Here is a 16,508-nt window from a genome sequence, read left to right as displayed (position 1 = left end):
GCTCGACCGAAGCGGGCGTATGCCCAGAGACCGAGCCGAATTCGACGATCTGCGACCGCTTGAGTTCCGCGAACCGCGCGAGGTGCTCGATCCCGAGAAGATGTACACGATCTACGAGGTCGCCCGCCTCCTGCAGGGCGTCGAGCCCGACGCCGAACTGGACGTCGAGACCGAGAACGTCCTGCTTGACTGGGCGATCCCGTGGATGCTGAAGTACAGCTCGGAGTTCGTCTTCGCCGAACCGGCCGACGACGCCGAACCCGGCCACTACGGGCTCGCCGAAGCATGAACCTGCTCGTCGCCGGCTCCGAACAGCTCGACGCCGGCAAGACGACCTTCTCGGTCGGGCTGGTCGAACGCACCGGCGCGGTCGGCTACAAGCCCCGGGCCGGCAACGACTTCTGGTACAGCCACGACGACGTTCGGACGGCCGCCGAAGACGGCGTCCTCTACGGGAAAGACGCCCGGCGGCTGGCTGCGGCCGGCCCCGACGGCAACGAGCCGACCGACATCAACGCCGTCCACCGCCTCTGGCGGCCGCTTCCCGGTGGCGTCGGCGGCGTGCTCGAACAGGACGGCCGGGAGTTCCTGCTCGACCGGGCCGGCGAGACGTACGTCGTCAACGGGACGACGACGCTCCCGGCGTTCGTCCGGTCGTCGTTCCCGATCGCGTCGGCGATCAGCGTCGAGTCACTGGCGGAGTTCAACGACGTGATGGCAAGCTATCATCAGCCGATCCAGTCCGATCTGCTGGCGGAGATCGAGGCACAACCGCTGTCGGTCGTCGAGTCCTACGGCGCGATCGCCCGTCCGCTCTCCGAACTCGACCACGACGCCGTCGCAGTCGTCGAGCCTCGACGGGTTCGCGTCTACGATGGCCGACGCTACGACAAGGGGTGTTCGATCGCCGGCGGTTCGCCCGGTCCGGACCGCGGCACGCTCGAGGAGCGCGTCGCGGACGTGACCGACCTGATCGACCCCGTCGAGACTGTCGAGTTGCCCCCGTTGCCCGAATCGGTCCGCCACGATCCGGCCGCGATCGCCGACGCCTACGAGTCGGCCTACGACGCGATGCTCTCGGCTGCCGGTTCCTGATCGTTAGCAAGCGCTCGCTACCCGAACCGGGCGGCCTGGGCCGCGAGTTCGACGTGTTCGTACGGACGGTCCTCGACGCTCGGGCCGTGGCCACAATACAACGCCGCGAGCGTCTCGTCGGTCGTCTCCCGAACTCGCTCGATACTCTCGATCAACAACTCCCGATCGCCGTCCGCGAGGTCGGTCCGGCCGAACCCGCCGTTGGCGAAGATCAGATCGCCCGCGAACAGGACACCCGGTCCCGCTGCGAAAAAGCAGAGGTGATCGTCCTTGTGGCCCGGCGTGTGCAACGCGGTGTAGGCGTCGTCGCCGATCCGGACCGTCTCGCCGTCCGCGATAGCGTGATCGACGCCCGCCTGGTCGGGGTCGTACCCCCAGACCTCGACCTCGAAGGTCTCGACGACGCGTTCGAGGTTCCCGACGTGATCGGGGTGGGTGTGGGTGAGCACCACCGCGTCGATGTCCTCGACGTGCTCGCGCACGGCCCCACAGACATCGAAGTCGTTGCCGACGTCGATCAGGACGGTTCGGTCGCCAGTGACGAGAAAGACGTTGCTCGTAAAGACCTGTTCGCCAGCCGCGAGGTTCGTTATCATGTCCGCTCGTACGGCCAGGGGCTGCTTGTGCGTGTCGGTGCCATTCATACTGGTGGCTATACGTTCGGAAAGGTATCTGGCACGACGGCGTGCCAGATCATTTCGAAATGGTATAGCCACCAGTATCAGCGAGAGTATCCCGCCGGCTACCCGCGCAACTCGGCCACGTGATCGATCCGCCGCTGGATCAACTCGGCGGTGCCGATGTCGTGGCGGACGCGCAATCCGTCTTCGCCGGCCTCGTTCAGGACCGCCTCGGCGATCTCCTCGGCCGCGGCGATCTCATCGGCGACGCCGACGACCGCGAACGACCGAGAGGTCGTCGTGTAGATCCCGTCCTCGCGCTCGTCGACGCTGGCGTAGTACAGCAACGCCTCGCCGTCGTACTCGCTGGCGATCTCTCGCGCGCCCGCCTCGTCGACGGTCACCTTCGCTCCGGCTTCCGGTTCGGTCGGATACCCCTCCGGGACGGCGTACTTGCAGACGGTGGCGTTCGGCTCGAAGGACAGCTGCGGCAGCGACTCGCCGTCGCGGGCGGCTACCAGCACGTCGAGGAAGTCCGTATTGAGCACGGGCAGGGTGTTCATCGCCTCGGGATCGCCGAAGCGGGCGTTGAACTCCACGACCTTGACGCCGTCGGCGGTGAGCATGAACTGCCCGTAGAGGACGCCCTTGTACCCCGCAAGCGCCTCGGCGGTCGCCTCGATGATCTCGACGGCGTCCATGTAGTCCTCGTGGTCCATGAACGGCAACTCAAGCGTGCCGTCGGAGTACGACCCCATTCCGCCGGTGTTGGGGCCTTCGTCGCCCTCGTAGGCGCGCTTGTGGTCCTGCACGGCGGGCGTCACGCGCACCTCGCCGTTGGCCACCAGCGCCTGGACGGTGAACTCCTCGCCGACGAGCCGTTCCTCGAGCACCACGCGATCGTAATCGGAGTCCCGGAGATACGCCTTGGCTTCTTCGGCGTCGACCTGCTCGCCCATGACCCGGACGCCCTTCCCGCCGGTCAGGCCTGCGGGTTTGATCGCCAGATCGCCGTCGTAGGTGTCGATGTACTCGCAGGCGGCGTCCATGTCCTCGAAGGTCTCGAATTCGGGGAAACCGGGGATGTCGCGCTCGCGCATGAACCGCCGCTGGAACGCCTTGTCGGTCTCGATGCGCGCTTCGGCCTCGTGCGGGCCGAACGCGTAGACGCCGGCGTCGTCGAGCGCGTCGGCGACGCCCGCCTCGAGCGGGGCCTCGGGTCCGATGACCGCCAGATCGGCCTCGACGCGCCGGGCGTAGGTCGTCACCGCGCGCGGATGGGTCGTATCGAGCGCCTCGAACCCGTCGGCGAGTCGGGCGATCCCGGGATTCCTGTTGCCGGCACAAGCGTACAGGGCACAGTCGGACCCGGACAGCGCGCGTGCGATCGCGTGCTCGCGGCCGCCGCCCCCGACCAGCAGTACAGTCTCTGTCATACCCGACAGCGCGCAGCACAGCCGGTAAAAGGTTGCTGTTCGAGTAGGACGGCCAGCACCTGTTGGAAGTCTGTTCCGGAACGCGCCGTACCACGGGGCGTCGCACCTACGAGCGTTCGACGGCGGACCTGATCTCGTCTGCGAGTTCGCCGTACCGCTCGGTACCGGTCCCCTTCCGGACGTGGCCGGTGATCTCGATGTCCCCTGCTTCGGTTTCGACTTCCTCGCGGTCCTTACCTGTGAAGAAGAAAAAGGGCAGGCCGGGGACGCGGTCGCGGACTTCCTGCAGGAACTCGATTCCGGACATCGACGGCATCGAGTAGTCGCTGACGACGCAGTCGAACGATTCGGATTCGAGTCGGTCGAGCGCGTCCCGGGCGCTCGTTTCGGTCGTCACCGAGATGGTGTCGTCCTCGAGTTCCAGAAACGTCTGTGTCAACTCGAGTACGTCAGTGTCCTCGTCGACGAGCAAGACAGCGATCGTGTCGGCCATCGACGCCAACTACGAGCGTCACAAACTTGTAATTTGACCATCGACGACGCGGTCACGCAGTCACCGTATCGACGGCGGAGCCGATCCGAACGGCCCGGTACCCGCACTCCTGACAGCGCCACTTGGTTTTCTCGCCGACGTTCAGGTTCGTCGTCGCAACCTGCATGAACGTTCGTTGTTCTTCACAGGACGGACAGTGCTGTTTCTGAGTGATCGACATATTCTTCTATATTTTCTTGAACAACTTAAAGTCTCGTCTCGGGGCTGGGGGCGAGACGCTCGTCGATCGTGTACGGGCCGGCCGGTTCGCTCGACGTGCCGGTCCCGCGGTTGTCGGGAATGATGAGATGGTAGCTGTCTTCGAAGTCCTGACGTTGCCAGTTCCACATCCAGCGGCTGTAGCCCAGCCGCTACAGAAAGACGATCGTCTCGCCGTCCTCGGGACCGACGCGATCGTAGCCGATGGCGACGTCGCCGCGCTTCGTCGCTTCCATGCGTCGAGAGACGGTTCGGCGGGTCTTCAGCGTCCCGACTCCGTCGAGAGATCACGTGGGGAACGACAGCCTGCGAGTTCCCTGACAGCCCGTCCGGTGACGGACGCTACAGCGTCGTCGAGGCCGACCCGCGTTCGAGAAACGCCGTCTCGTAGCCCTCGTGGCGGGACAGCGAGTTCGGCCCGTCGACGGTTACCGTCACGGTGTCGCCGCTCGCGGGTTGGTCGTCGAGGTCGGCGCGGTAGTGGGCGCCGAGCGTCGGCCCGATAGCACTCGTGAGGATGTCGTCGAACCCGACGCTCTCGACAGTCGCTGACAGCGCGAACCCGGGGATCGAAAAGCGGTTGTACGGCGTCCGCGGGGAGACGATCAGCGTCTCCCCGACGACGGTCGCGACGAACTCGGCGTCGCCGACGCTGCCGACGGTCGCCGGCGATCCGGGCAACTCCTCGACAGGGGGTGCATACGACAGCGGCATCTCCATCGCCATGGGATCGACGGCCGCGCGCTCGCCGGCTGCACCCGGGTATTCCTCGAAGGAGATCGCCTCGAGATCGCTCTCGGCAAAGTCGAACGTGAACGTCGCCGTGTGTTCGGACTCGAAGCGGCCGTCGAACGCGCCGACCGTCTCGATCCCGATCGGCAGGACCCCGACCTCGACGGTGTAGGTACCGTCGCCCTCGAGCGCGATGTTCTCCCCGAAGTGAAAGCCCATGTTCTGGCTGAGCATCGGCCAGGCGCGCTTTTCGTCGACGCTGTCGCCGTTTCGGGAGACGGCAAACCGCGGCCGATCCAGCACCGGAACCACCGTCTCGGTCTCTCGGTCCCACATCGAGGCCATCAGGTGAACGCTGTGGGCGTCCCGGATCTCGACGCGGCTGGTGGTCCCTGCGACCGTCCAGAACCGGTGGGGAAACGAGTAGAAGAGACCGACAGTGCGGTCTCCGACGGTCTCAGTCCCGATCATGTTCATGCCCTCGATGTGCGTCGGCCGGTAGACGGCGTCGGGCCGATCGTCGAGGACGGGCGGGATACGAGCCGTCGATCGCTGTGCGAACAGGTCGCTACAGCCGGCCAGCCCGCCGGCGAGGCCGACGGACCCCGCCTGCAGGAACGTGCGTCGGTTCATCGGCGGTACTCCGGGCCGGACCGTCAATAGCTATGCGGTGGCGGTTATCCCGTGGGGGAAATCGACCGCACTGACGGATGGTCCTCACAAGCCAGCGGTCAACGCGGTCGGGGAAGGGCCCGCTTCGGGCGGGGCGGGAGTAGATAGTTGCCGCGCCGTCGGACGGTCATGTACTCGAGGATTCCGTTGTTGAGCCGCGTCCCGACGGCACCGCTTTCCTCGGCGGCGTCGGCCCCGTTCATCGCCTCGCGGGTCTCGACGAAATCACTGATATCGCGCTGTAACGCGAGGAAGTGTAGCCCGGCCCGGTCGTCGTCAGTCGAGTCGAAATCGCGCCGGAGCATAATCGGGCTTCCGTCCTCGCGGGCGGCGGCGTTCTTCTGGGCGTGGCCGACGACGCCGCTCTCGCGGGCGGAATCGGCGTGGGCCGGACAGGCGCTGGCACCGCTTGCCGCCCCGAGGTTGTGGCCCGCCCCTTCGACGCGGTCCTCCGCGGCGTGGGCCGGACAAAACATCTTGCTCACCCGCTGAGAGCGGCTGTCCTGCTCGTACCACTGGTCGAGGTGGAGGTTGATCTTCGAGACGTGCTGGGTCGTGCCGCCCTCGAAAGGACCGGACTGGATCGTCACCCGGTCTTCGGTGGCCTGATTGGCACGGAAACCCGACTTGAACCCCATGTACATCGGCGCGTCGTCGGGGACAGACCCCTCCGGCACTCCGTCGACATCGTCGCGCTCGGCGGGCATCCCGTCGCCGATGAACCCCGTCCGGCGCTCCCGGAAGGTCAACACGTCTGAGAGGGCGGCTCGCATCTCGCTGTCGTTTGCCGTCTCGCGGTTCCCCCGGAGCGCTTCTTCGGCCTCCAGCAGTGCCTCCGGTCGGTCGCTCGCGAGATGGACGATCGCGTCCAGTTCGTCCGGTTCGGGATCCTCGAACGGCGCGAGCGGTTCCGGACGCGGCAGGTCGACGCTCTCGGGCAGGGAGTCGTCGTAACGATCGAAGTATCGCCGGGAGTAGCCGATCGTGAAGACGAGTCCGTCGCTGGAGTGCTCGTAGGCCCGTTCCAGACTTCGCAGGGCGTTCTCGACGGTTTCGCGGTCGCCTTCGGTCGGCGTCGTCGCGTCGCCGGCGTCAGTCGTCTCGGCGTCGTAATCGTAGTACAGCAACAGGTGATGATACGGCGTCCGGACGTTGCCGTGGTCGTCGGTCGGCAGTGACTCGTTCCAGGCGTGCTGGCGGGACGGGAGCGTCGAGAGGTCGTCCGGCCCGGACGGGATCGGCTCGGAACCGCCCCGATCCAGACACGCCGCCAGCGCGCTCGCGCCGCCGATCGCCACGGCCGCTTTTGCGAACGCTCGCCGCGAGATACCGCGCTCTGTCATCGTCCCCTCTCGGGACTTCTCGGAAAAGTCCGTTCCGGTCCCTGCAATCCGGTCCGGTAGCGTTTCGATCCGCCGCGATGTCGTCACGTTTTCATCTCTCAACAGGTCCTGACTAACTAGTCAGTGTGTCGGATACGAGCAGAGGGCGCCGGTGGCCGGGAGGCGGAAGGCGTGGCGGCTGACGAGTCCGGCCGGTCGGTCAATCTCACCGACGGGCTGGCCGTCGCGGGGACAGCCCTCGTCTCGCAGAACACGCGGGGCGTTCGACACCGGTCACTCTGCGCGCTCGACGAGCGCCTGTGCCCGTTCGCTCGCGCGCTCGCGGACGCCCTGCTCGTCAAAGACCGTTACCTCGCGGTTGCGCATCAGCACCTGCCCGTCGGCGACCGTGTGTCGGACGTCGCTTCCCCGCGCGGCGTAGACGAGGTGGCTCACGAGGTCGTGTGCGGGCGTGAGATGCGGCGCGTCGAGATCAATCACGGCCAGATCGGCGTTCGCGTCTGGTTCGATCCGGCCCGAGTCGAATCCAAGAATCTCGGCACTGCCGCGAGTGGCCATCTCGACGACGCTCTCGGCGTCGACCGCGCTGGCGTCGTCGGCCGCGAGTTTGCCGAGCATCGCGGCGTCGCGCATCTCGTCGAACATGTCCAGATCGTTGTTCGAGGCCGCGCCGTCGGTGCCCAGGCCGACCGGCACGCCCGCATCGAGCAGGTCCTGAACCGGTGCCATCCCCGAGGCGAGTTTCATGTTCGAGGCCGGGCAGTGGACGACGCCCGCACTGCGCTCGGCCAGCAGGTCGATCTCGCCGTCGTCGAGGTGGACGCCGTGGGCCAGATAGTCCTCTGACTCGAGCAGTCCCATATCAGCGGCGTACTTGAGGGGGCGCACGCCGTGCTCGTCGACGATCGGATCGACCTCGTCGGTCGTCTCGTTTGCGTGCAGGTGGATCGGTACGCCGGCCTCGCGTGCCTCCGAGACGAACTCCCGGTAGTACGCCTCGCCGACGGTCGTCAGCGAGTGGGGCATGAACGCCGTCCGAATCCGTCCGTCGGCCGCCCCGTCGTACTCGCGGGCGAACGCGAGCCCGTCGCGCATCTCCTCGCGAGCGGCGTCGTCGTCTCGCCCGACCGTGATCGAACCGTATCCCAGCCGGGCACGCATGCCGGACTCCTCGACGGCGTCGACGACTTCCGGCATGAAGAAGTACATGTCGTTCAGGGCGGTCGTGCCCGATTTGAGCATCTCGACCAGTCCGAGTGTTGCGCCGGCGCGGACGTCCTCGGCGGTGAGTTCGGCCTCGACCGGCCAGATGTCTTCCTGGAGCCAGGCGTCGAGGGGCTTGTCGTCGGCGTAGCCGCGCAACAGCGTCATCGCGACGTGGGTGTGTGCGTTGACCAGTCCCGGGATCACGAGCCCGCCGCCGGCGTCGAGTTCGTCGTCGCCACCGCTGACGTCGCCGACGTCGACAATCTCGCCGCGGTCTCGATCGAGCAGCACGTCCGCGCGCTCGACGGACAGGTCGGGCAACAGGACCTGCCCGCCCGAAACGAGAAGTTCACTCATGCGGGACCGTTCGTGCGGATCTCCCTTGTCCGTTCGGATCCACGTCGTCCGAGAATCTTCGATTTCCGGATGACTCCGTGGCATCCGCCGCGAAGTTCTGTGAACAGCGACGGCGTCGCATACCTGTGTGGCGACGACATAGCGAGAGACCAGCACTTGACGCGGGGCAGACACCAGTCAGTCGCCTCGAACGCCGTCGACGGGGGCCGGGTCCCGACTGTCCTCGAAGTGTGCCTGCACGACCGGGAGCGCGACGTAACAACCGTACGCGAGCGCGCCGCCGACGAGCAGATCACTCACCCAGTGGATGCCGAGGTACAGCGTCGAGATCGCGATGAGACTGGTGGCGCTCCAGCTGATGAACTCGTACCCTCGCGGGGCGTGAAGCGACGCCGTCACGGCGAGTGCAAGATGGAGGCTCGGCATCGCCTTCTGGAGCGTGTCGATACTCGTCACGGCCGCGCCGACGATGCCACTGTGCTCGTACAGCAGCGGTTCGACGCCCCCGATGGCGTAGCCAGTGACACCGACAGGGGAGAAATAGAACAGCGGGGTCGCCGCCAGGATGACGGCGGTGTAGGTGAACGCATACCTGACGTGTCGGCTACCGGGTTCGCGCTTGAGAGCGACGTAGGTCAGCCCCAACAACAGCGGGTAGAGGCCGACATAGACGAGGACGAACAGCGTCGTGACTGCCGGATGCGTGACCTGCTGGAACAGCGAGACGAGGTCCCCTTCGAGCCCACGCAGCACCGATGTCTGAAGCGGATGCGGCGTCACCTTCGACGCCACGCTTGCGATGCCAGACGCGAGAAGTGGAGGGACAACGTACCGCACGTCACGCACCCCGATCGAGATATTCATCTCCGAGATCCCTGTCGACTACATCTGACAGAATTGTAAATAGTCTTGCGGTTTCGGTAGTGGGTCCACTGCACGTGACGGCCCGCCCGGATCATGCGATCGCGAGTTCAGTTTCGAGGTCGTCTCCGGCAACGAGGTCGGCGACGACGTCGGTCTCGTCGGTTCGTTCGGCGTCGTTTTCCAGCAGCACGGTTTCGCTGGGGAACAGCGACTGGCCGACGACGAGTCCGTGTTCGCGGGCGGTCGATCCAGTGACCGTCAGATAGACGCCCAGCCCGGCGTTCGCGACGGCTTTCTCTTCGGTCTGGTCCTCGTCGGGATAGGTGAACTCGACGCCGTCGAGCGCGTCGGTCCCGATGACGGCCTCGACGAGACGCTCGTAGCGCGGTGAGATACACAGCGGTCCCGTGTAGTCGGCGACGAACGAGCGATCGAGCGGCGCGTCCCCGGCCGGCGCGACGTCGGGCGTCGAGAGCAGCGTGTGATAGACCGTATCGCCGAGACCGGCCCGGACCCGGACGTCGGTGTCCATCGGATCGATACGCTCGTTCACCGCGTCGAGGTCGCCGAGCGGATCGGAGCGGAGTTCGACGACCTCTTCGAGGACGAGATCCGCGCTGTCGAACCCGAGGGCGAACTCGTGGGTTCGAAGCGCCCGAAACGGTTCCTCCCGACCGATCAATCGGACATCGACCTCGTCGGTCGGGATCGTCACGCTGTCGAATACGATTCGCCGGGGCATTCCGTTCCGGTCGTCACGGAGTAGCGAATACTCCGGCTCGGTCGGATCGGTCGCGTCACTGTAGTCCGCGAGGCGATCGTAGACGCCCTCCTCGGCCGACTGGTCACCTTTCGTGATCGCTTTCTCGTAGCGTAACGTCGAACTGATCCGGTCGGCCACGTCCGTGGCACCGGTGCGGTCGGCGATCCGTTCGAGCACCGCTTCGAGCGGCCGTCCCTTCCGCGGGACAGCGACGCTGACGGTCGTCATTGTCTGTTCAAGTATCGGGGTAAATAAAACGAGACCGGTTCGACGCTAGTCGCCGCCACCACCGATGACCGACGAGAGCTGTTCGCGCCACTGTTTCAGGTCCTTGATCTCCGACTCGATGTCGTCGATGCGGCCGCCGACGTCGTCGACGTCACTGACACGGCTGTCGATGTCCTCGATGTCGTCCCGGAGGGAATCGATCTCGTCTTCGAGCGTCGAGAGGTGTTCGTCCATCCCGTTGACGTCGTCGCCGAGCGAATCGACCTCCGAATCGATCGATTCGACCTGCGAGTCCAGCGTCTCGACCGTGTCTTCGACCTCCCCGACGGTCCCTTCGAATTCCTGGACGGTGCCCTCGACCTCCCCGACAGTGTCTTCGACGCCGGACACCCGATCGGAGACGTCTCCGACGTCGGACCGGACTTCGTCGAGTTCCTCCTCGTTCTCCGTCGTCAACCTCTGGACGCGGTCGAGTTCGTCTTCGAAGGAGGTCAGGCGATTCCGGAAGTCCTCGATCAGCTGATCGCCCGTCCCGTTTTCGGCGAGGAACTGCTCGAGCGCTTCGGTGTAGGCGGTCAGGTCGCTGACCTCGTTCTGGAGGTGCTGGATTCTGGCGTCCGTCGCACCGCCGCCGGCACTCGCCCCGTCCAGGGACAGCTCCTGTCTGAGTGCGCGGACGACGTCGTCGTCGACGGCCCCGTGGTGGATCTCCGCGAGAAGCGTCGTCGTCACGTCCGACTGGTCGACCTCAGCGTCAGCCGCCTCGTCACCGGAAGCGCTTTGAGCCTGTCGTGCGTCCGGGTCGTTCGGGTCTTTGAGATCGAGGGTCTCGATCTCGTCGTCTTCCTCGTCGTCGTCAAGGCCGGGCACGCTATCGCTCTCGCCGGCGATCACGTCCTTGACGACGTCGGAGCTGGACTCGTCGAGCACGTCGTCGCCTTCCTCGAGCGGCGGATCGACCTGTTCGATCGTCGGTTCCGTGAGAAACCTCTCGACGTCGTCGGTCCCCGTCGAGCGGATGCCGTAGACGGTCGTGTACTCGGATTCGGCCTCGATCTCCCGCTCGAACATGATCCGCTGGTCGTCGATCGTCCAGTGTTCGCTTCCGTACTCCGGGTGAAAGCCGAGATCCTCGACCGCCACGTCCTCGGGGACGGTATCGACCAGCGTGATCGTCACTGGCTCCGAACGGCGTGATTCGATCCGGAACGCGATCGCCGGCACGGGGAACTCGTCGGCCTCGAATCGCTTGGCCACAGTCACCCCGTCCGACGACGCCGTGACCGGGTCGTACGTCTGTGAATCACTCATGCTTCCATCTCGGTCGACCCATCGTATTAAAGTTACTTCCCGGTTCTCAGTCGCTGTTCTGGTCGCTTCGGACCGCTGGCCGTCCCGGCGATCACTGCATCGCGGCCAGCTTGGCGATGTAGACGAGACTCAGCAGGTGGTCGTCGACGTCCAGCTGCGATCCGTCGCCGGCACCGGTCTCCTCGATGCCCATCAGGTAGTCGTCCAGCTCTGACTCGACCTCGTCGGTGATCCAGTCGATCGACTCGTAGTAGTCAAGTGCCTCCCGCGCGCCCCGAAACCCGCCGTGGAGCAGGAGAAACTCGAGCCACTCGAAGAGCAGAAACTCCGCGGCCTGCACTTCCGGCAACGTCGATAGATAGGGCTTTGACGGATCGTCGCCGGCCATCAGCGGCATCAGTTCCCGATAGAGGCGCGCTCGAAACCCGTCGTCGGTCGCGGCCGACCCGCTCTCCAGTTCGCTCCACTCGAGGTTCGGCTCCGCGTCCGGGACCTCCTCGTCGGGAACCGAACCCCGTTCGCGGTCGTGGGCCATCTTCCGCAACTCCTCGAGGTCGTAATCCTTGGGGTTGATCGTCATACCTGCTATGTAGATATTGCCACTACCGCGTGTTAAATCTTCCACACTGGTCAGACGCCCGTCAGACGCGCTCTCGATAGTGAACTGTTTCGGCCTGCTCCGCTGTCGATCGCCGTTGACAGAACCGACAGTGCTCTTTCGTGTCACACCATCTATAAGACGGCGTGTAGCGTAGTTTTCGCATGGTTCAGAAATTGACCCTCTTCGAGGTACACGTGGACGGTGCGCGACTCGGGACCAACGACATGCAGGAAGCGTCTGACGCGGAGACGGCCGGCACCGAGCGCCACGAGATCGGCGAGCCGGAGACGACTGCCCGGAAACTGAACGTCCGACGGCTCGTCGTGGCGAGTCTGGTCGTCTCGGTCGTCGTCTCGGCGATCGCCCGCCGGCTGTTCGCCGACGACGAACCGGCGGCGTCGATCGAGATCGACGAGACAGACGCGGAGCTCGACGTCGAGGCGTAGCATCGTTTGACCCCTCGGTGCGCGAACTACCGATCAGCGTCCGTTAGTGTCCCGTCCATCGACGTTAGCGTCTCGTGAATGCCGAGCACCAGCGCGGGCACGACGATCATGAACAGATGCTCTTCGACGGGGATCCCCAGGAGATCGATCCCGGTACGCAATTCGATGGCGAACACGCCGACTTCGAGCGTGTACCAGTCCCAGACGTACGCGACCGGGTACAGGACCGCGATTGTCCGGACTGCCCGGGTCAGTGCGTCGGCACGGATCAGCAACGCCAGCGCCACGGTGCCGAAGACGGCCTCGGTCGCGAGATACGTGTACGGACCAAGGATTCCGATATCGACGAGTTGCGGCCCGGAGAACGGACGATACCACAGCGCGACCAGCAGTAACGCCAGGAGGACGTACGCGCCCCGGATCAGCAGCATCGTCGCCATTCGCGGTCCCGCTCGCCGGCTTATCGCCGCCACGGCACCGAACGCGAACGCGGCCATGACACTTCCGGTGGGGAACACGCCGATAGCCGCCAGAACGACGATGAGACCGGAGCCCGCTGCCAGCAGTGCATACGCCAGCTGTCGGGCACGGGCCGGACCGAGGACGACCGCGACCGTCCGCTTGTCGATCGAACGGTCGTACGTCAGGTCCTGGGCGTCGTCGATCACCTTGATGCCGAGCAGGACGACGACGAGCACGCCGGCCAGTCCGAGGACGGTCGATCCGAACTGCCCACCTTGAGCGACGTAACCGCCGAGCAGTGCCAGCCCGATCCCCACGGGATAGCCCCCGGTCGCCGAGATCGGCCCGGTGTCGAGTTGCGGTGCGTGGAAGTACCCCAACGCCCACGTCGGGGCCGTCAGCGCGACGGCGACGGGCCCGGCCGTCGACCACAGTCCAGCGAGCGCACCCGCGAACACCGCTCCGGCCGTGACCAGCGCAACGCGACAGCCGCTCACCGAGAGGGGGTGGTCGTCGTCCTCGCCACGGACGAAGAAATCCACGTAACCGTCCTTGACGTGTGCCGTGTAGACGGCCGCGAAAATCGCCAGTGCGTGTAGCACCGCGACGACGGCCGCGAACGTGCCCTCCATCCGAGCGGCGAGCAACGCCCCGGTCAGCGAGACCGCGACAGGCGGGAGCATGAACACGGGGTGGACCTGCGAGACCAGCGCACGGATCGCAGGAACGGGTCCGGCCCCGTGGCGGGCGATCGCCATGACTGAATTTTGGTATCAATTCACATATCCCGTTCGACGCTCCCAAATGTTGCTGGTGTATGCCGGGCAGTCACTGGGGGGTCGTGGCGTCGCCGGTCATGAGAGCGTTTTTGAGCGTCGGCGACGAACCGGCGAGCGTGTCAGAGCCGATTCCGACGGGCTGTTCGCCCATCGACGACCTCCTCGACGGCGGCTTTCCGCGCGGCGCGGCGACCCAGATTTACGGGCAGCCGGCCGCCGGCAAGACGAATCTCGCGCTTGGCGCTGCCGTCGAGGTCGCCGCCAGCGGCTCGTCGGCACTGTTCGTCGACACCGAGGGCGTCTCCGTCGATCGGATGGAACAGCTCGCGGCGGCTCGCGGCGATGTCGAGTCCATCGCCTCGAACATCATCATCTCGGAAGCGACGACCTTCGAGGAACAGGAGCAGGCGGTCAGAGACGCCGCCGAACTCGCGAGTCAGGTCGAGTTGATCGTCCTCGACAGCGCGACCGGGTTCTACCGGCTGAAACGGACCGAACAGCAAGAGGGCGAAGCGCTCCGGGCGGTCGCACGCCAGATCACCCATCTGCTCGCACAGGCCCGCAAACACGACCTGTCGGTCGCCTTTACCAATCAGGTCTACACGGATCCCGAGAGCGACGGGACGCGCGCGCTCGGCGGCCACACGCTCAACCACTGGTCGGCAGTCGTCCTCCGACTCGATCGGTTCCGTGGCGGCAACCGGCGTGCGACGCTCGAAAAGCACCAGTCGAAAGCCGCCGGCGACACGGCGACGTTCCAGATCACAGGCGACGGACTCGAAGGCGTCGAGGAGTTCTGACGGTCGTCGCCCGTTGCGATCAGGCGATGTCCCGGCTCGTGTCGATCGAGACCTCTTCGACGAGGTTGAGCTTGATCACGTTCGTCGGCGCACGCCCGCCGCGGAACTTCGGAATCGCCAGCTGGTTCTCGACCTCGTCGCCCTCGATTTTCGTGTCCATCTGAAAGATGACGTCCGCGAAGTGCTCGGTGGTGTCCCGGAGCGGCGGGACGGACCGCCCGTCCAGACAGTGCAACACTGCGAGACTCCCCGTGTTGAAGATGTGATTTTGCAGGTCGTTCATGAAGCTCCGGAACCGCGATGGCGGTTCCTGCTCTTCGAGGACGTTCAGCGGGTCGATGATGAGATTCGAGGTCTCCGGGAGCGCGCTGACGAGCTTGCTGGCGTTATCCAGCGGCGCTTCGCCGGAAACGTGTCGGATCGTCGGCTCGCCGGTGTTGGTCGGAGAGTTCTTGAGGCTGTCCCGAATCGCCTGCTCGGACCGATCCAGTGACAGGTACAGCGTTCCCCGCGTCGCCGTCAGTTCGTAGAGAAACAGCTCCGCCTGACTCGCCGGATTGGCGTTCAACACGACGATGCTTCCGGCCGGGATTCCTCCGTCCAGCTTTCGGTCGAGGACGTCTATCCCGGTCCGGAGCCGATCCTGCATAGGTCGTCACGAATATTGACTTTGCACGTGATTAAATATTGTGTTCGCCGCGTCAGTACGCCGCTTCGACTCTCTTGGCGCCGATATGCGTTTCGTCTGGAGATACCGGAAAATACGGCTCTCCGAGAGCTCTTTCAGACGGATGTGTGTAGCCGCTTCCGTAGCGACCGCGACACCCTCGGGGCAGGAACCCGGTACGACACCCCGCCTCACGGGAGTCGACGGCCACGCGCGGGAGCGTCACGAGCGCGACGGAGACGTTGTCGCTGCCGCCGCTAGCGATCGATACGACATCGACGAACAACGGTCACGATACGGAGCAGTCAGGCGGTATCGACGTTCTGTTCGCGTTCACGGTCCTCACGCTCGCGTCCCCGGGCGAGTTCGCGGTCGATTTCGTCCTCCTCGATGTCTTCGAAGTTCTCGACAGTCAGGACGTTGCCGCCGCCGGGATCGACGACGATGACCTCTGTTCCTTCGTCGATCTCGTCGTCCAGCGCACGGGCCTGATAGTAGGGGTTGAATCCACCCTTGTCGAGTTTGATCTCGCCCCCGGTCGCGGTGACGCGCTCGGTCACGCGGCCGGTCTGGCCCCGCAACGATTCCGAGTCGCTCGTCTGTGCTGTCCCTTTCCCCCCGTAGATGTCGAACTCCCGGTAGCCGTACAGCGCTGCCCCGCCGATGATCATGACCGTCGCTGCGAGCACGACTGTCGTGGCGAGCAATCCCAGCGATCCCGGCAACGCCAGCCCGACCAGTCCGGCGCCGAGCAGCGCGATCCCGAGGACGATAAAGTGTGCACCCGGCGCGAACGCCTCGGCGATGATCAGTCCGGCACCGGCAAGTAACAACAGCGTCGCCAGATTGCCGAGCAACTCGACCATGTCGTTCCCTTCGGGTTCCGGCTGGATAATCCTTCGGTCACCGGCTATTCATACTGACCGTTGTACGTCCGTTCCGGGTCGGCCACACGCTGTCGTGCGGTCGCACCGGCGAATCGTCACAACGGTCACTATCAAGCGCGGGACCACACGCTCGTCAGCCGGGCCCTGCACCGGCCAGATAGAACTGCAGGAAGAACGCCAGCGCGAGGAGGACGCCCACCAGCAGGAAGAACACGTTCTCCAAATCTGGCGACCCGGCCTCGATGACCTCGGTGTCGCTGGTCGGCGATCCGAAGACGTTGCCCTCGACGGCGCTCTGGTCGTCGTCGAGGTCTGACAGCGAAAAGCGCCACTCACCGTCGTCAGGCCCGCTGACTGTGTCGCGTTCGCCGTCACTCCGATCGTCGCGTCCGCTGCCACTGTCGTCACCGACTTCCTCGGTCTCGAACGCCCAGTCGGAGTCGTCGTCTACCATGCGAGAGCCAACGGGACCGGCGATAAAAGGGCTG

At 65.4% G+C, this 16,508-nt stretch carries 20 protein-coding genes; 4 read left to right on the top strand and 16 right to left on the bottom strand.

Features of this window, described 5'->3' with window-relative positions; genetic code table 11:
* Window positions 1-19: 19 nt before the first annotated feature.
* Both HSR122_RS09740 and HSR122_RS09735 read left to right on the top strand, forming a co-directional pair.
* Window positions 20-289 (top strand): DUF5827 family protein, encoded by a 270-nt coding sequence (locus HSR122_RS09740; protein WP_229109515.1) that lies wholly within the window; start codon window positions 20-22, stop codon window positions 287-289.
* A complete protein-coding gene (locus tag HSR122_RS09735; protein WP_229109514.1) occupies window positions 286-1,095 on the top strand; it encodes an ATPase in 810 nt (269 codons plus the stop codon). Before HSR122_RS09740 ends, HSR122_RS09735 begins: the two co-directional genes overlap by 4 nt.
* 17 nt (window positions 1,096-1,112) lie before the next feature.
* Here the strand turns inward: HSR122_RS09735 and HSR122_RS09730 are convergent, their stop codons facing one another.
* The 12 genes from HSR122_RS09730 to HSR122_RS09675 form a co-directional block, all read right to left on the bottom strand.
* Window positions 1,113-1,691 carry an MBL fold metallo-hydrolase gene (locus HSR122_RS09730; protein WP_229109513.1) on the bottom strand — a complete coding sequence of 193 codons (579 nt, stop codon included), beginning with the start codon at window positions 1,689-1,691 and terminating at the stop codon, window positions 1,113-1,115.
* A 146-nt stretch (window positions 1,692-1,837) separates the two neighbouring features.
* Window positions 1,838-3,151, bottom strand: a complete 1,314-nt coding sequence (gene purD / locus HSR122_RS09725; RefSeq protein WP_229109512.1) for a phosphoribosylamine--glycine ligase — start codon at window positions 3,149-3,151, stop codon at window positions 1,838-1,840.
* Between the two features lie 106 nt (window positions 3,152-3,257).
* Window positions 3,258-3,644: a response regulator gene (locus HSR122_RS09720; RefSeq protein ID WP_229109511.1), complete on the bottom strand. Its 387-nt coding sequence runs from the start codon at window positions 3,642-3,644 to the stop codon at window positions 3,258-3,260.
* Window positions 3,645-3,696: 52 nt separating this feature from the next.
* On the bottom strand, window positions 3,697-3,864 hold the full coding sequence (locus HSR122_RS09715) for a DUF7838 family putative zinc beta-ribbon protein (protein ID WP_229109510.1): 168 nt from the start codon (window positions 3,862-3,864) through the stop codon (window positions 3,697-3,699).
* A 25-nt stretch (window positions 3,865-3,889) separates the two neighbouring features.
* Window positions 3,890-4,033 carry an alpha/beta fold hydrolase gene (locus HSR122_RS09710; protein WP_229109509.1) on the bottom strand — a complete coding sequence of 48 codons (144 nt, stop codon included), beginning with the start codon at window positions 4,031-4,033 and terminating at the stop codon, window positions 3,890-3,892.
* A gap of 211 nt (window positions 4,034-4,244) precedes the next feature.
* Window positions 4,245-5,267 (bottom strand): iron transporter, encoded by a 1,023-nt coding sequence (locus HSR122_RS09705; protein ID WP_229109508.1) that lies wholly within the window; start codon window positions 5,265-5,267, stop codon window positions 4,245-4,247.
* 98 nt (window positions 5,268-5,365) lie between these two features.
* A complete protein-coding gene (locus HSR122_RS09700) occupies window positions 5,366-6,649 on the bottom strand; it encodes a Dyp-type peroxidase (RefSeq protein WP_229109507.1) in 1,284 nt (427 codons plus the stop codon).
* 273 nt (window positions 6,650-6,922) lie between these two features.
* Complete coding sequence (locus tag HSR122_RS09695; protein ID WP_229109506.1) at window positions 6,923-8,212, bottom strand: amidohydrolase; 1,290 nt, start codon at window positions 8,210-8,212, stop codon at window positions 6,923-6,925.
* 177 nt (window positions 8,213-8,389) lie between these two features.
* Complete coding sequence (locus HSR122_RS09690; RefSeq protein WP_229109505.1) at window positions 8,390-8,992, bottom strand: phosphatase PAP2 family protein; 603 nt, start codon at window positions 8,990-8,992, stop codon at window positions 8,390-8,392.
* 175 nt (window positions 8,993-9,167) lie between these two features.
* On the bottom strand, window positions 9,168-10,067 hold the full coding sequence (locus HSR122_RS09685; RefSeq protein ID WP_229109504.1) for a hypothetical protein: 900 nt from the start codon (window positions 10,065-10,067) through the stop codon (window positions 9,168-9,170).
* A 45-nt stretch (window positions 10,068-10,112) separates the two neighbouring features.
* Window positions 10,113-11,378: a hypothetical protein gene (locus HSR122_RS09680; protein WP_229109503.1), complete on the bottom strand. Its 1,266-nt coding sequence runs from the start codon at window positions 11,376-11,378 to the stop codon at window positions 10,113-10,115.
* A gap of 91 nt (window positions 11,379-11,469) precedes the next feature.
* Window positions 11,470-11,958 (bottom strand): FlaD/FlaE family flagellar protein, encoded by a 489-nt coding sequence (locus tag HSR122_RS09675; protein ID WP_229109502.1) that lies wholly within the window; start codon window positions 11,956-11,958, stop codon window positions 11,470-11,472.
* 182 nt (window positions 11,959-12,140) lie between these two features.
* Between HSR122_RS09675 and HSR122_RS09670 the strand changes: the two genes are divergently transcribed.
* Window positions 12,141-12,425 carry a hypothetical protein gene (locus HSR122_RS09670; RefSeq protein WP_229109501.1) on the top strand — a complete coding sequence of 95 codons (285 nt, stop codon included), beginning with the start codon at window positions 12,141-12,143 and terminating at the stop codon, window positions 12,423-12,425.
* A gap of 26 nt (window positions 12,426-12,451) precedes the next feature.
* Here HSR122_RS09670 and HSR122_RS09660 read toward each other — a convergent pair whose 3' ends face one another.
* Entirely contained in the window at window positions 12,452-13,645 is a 1,194-nt protein-coding gene (locus tag HSR122_RS09660) for a lycopene cyclase domain-containing protein (RefSeq protein WP_394355521.1), read from the bottom strand.
* Window positions 13,646-13,743: 98 nt separating this feature from the next.
* On the opposite strand from HSR122_RS09660, the gene radB reads away from it, so the two are divergent.
* Window positions 13,744-14,466: a DNA repair and recombination protein RadB gene (radB, locus tag HSR122_RS09655; RefSeq protein WP_267491234.1), complete on the top strand. Its 723-nt coding sequence runs from the start codon at window positions 13,744-13,746 to the stop codon at window positions 14,464-14,466.
* A gap of 19 nt (window positions 14,467-14,485) precedes the next feature.
* Here radB and HSR122_RS09650 read toward each other — a convergent pair whose 3' ends face one another.
* The 3 genes from HSR122_RS09650 to HSR122_RS09640 all read right to left on the bottom strand — a co-directional run bounded on the left by HSR122_RS09650 (window position 14,486) and on the right by HSR122_RS09640 (window position 16,474).
* On the bottom strand, window positions 14,486-15,115 hold the full coding sequence (locus tag HSR122_RS09650; protein WP_229109499.1) for an RAD55 family ATPase: 630 nt from the start codon (window positions 15,113-15,115) through the stop codon (window positions 14,486-14,488).
* Between the two features lie 323 nt (window positions 15,116-15,438).
* Window positions 15,439-15,999, bottom strand: a complete 561-nt coding sequence (locus tag HSR122_RS09645; RefSeq protein WP_229109498.1) for an NfeD family protein — start codon at window positions 15,997-15,999, stop codon at window positions 15,439-15,441.
* Window positions 16,000-16,153: 154 nt separating this feature from the next.
* Complete coding sequence (locus HSR122_RS09640) at window positions 16,154-16,474, bottom strand: DUF7312 domain-containing protein (protein WP_229109497.1); 321 nt, start codon at window positions 16,472-16,474, stop codon at window positions 16,154-16,156.
* Window positions 16,475-16,508 lie beyond the last annotated feature (34 nt).

The organism is Halapricum desulfuricans, assembly GCF_017094525.1.
Classification (GTDB): Archaea; Halobacteriota; Halobacteria; order Halobacteriales; family Haloarculaceae; genus Halapricum; species Halapricum desulfuricans.
The sequence above is the reverse complement of the archived record's forward strand: the minus strand, read 5'-3'. Positions and strand labels throughout refer to the sequence as shown.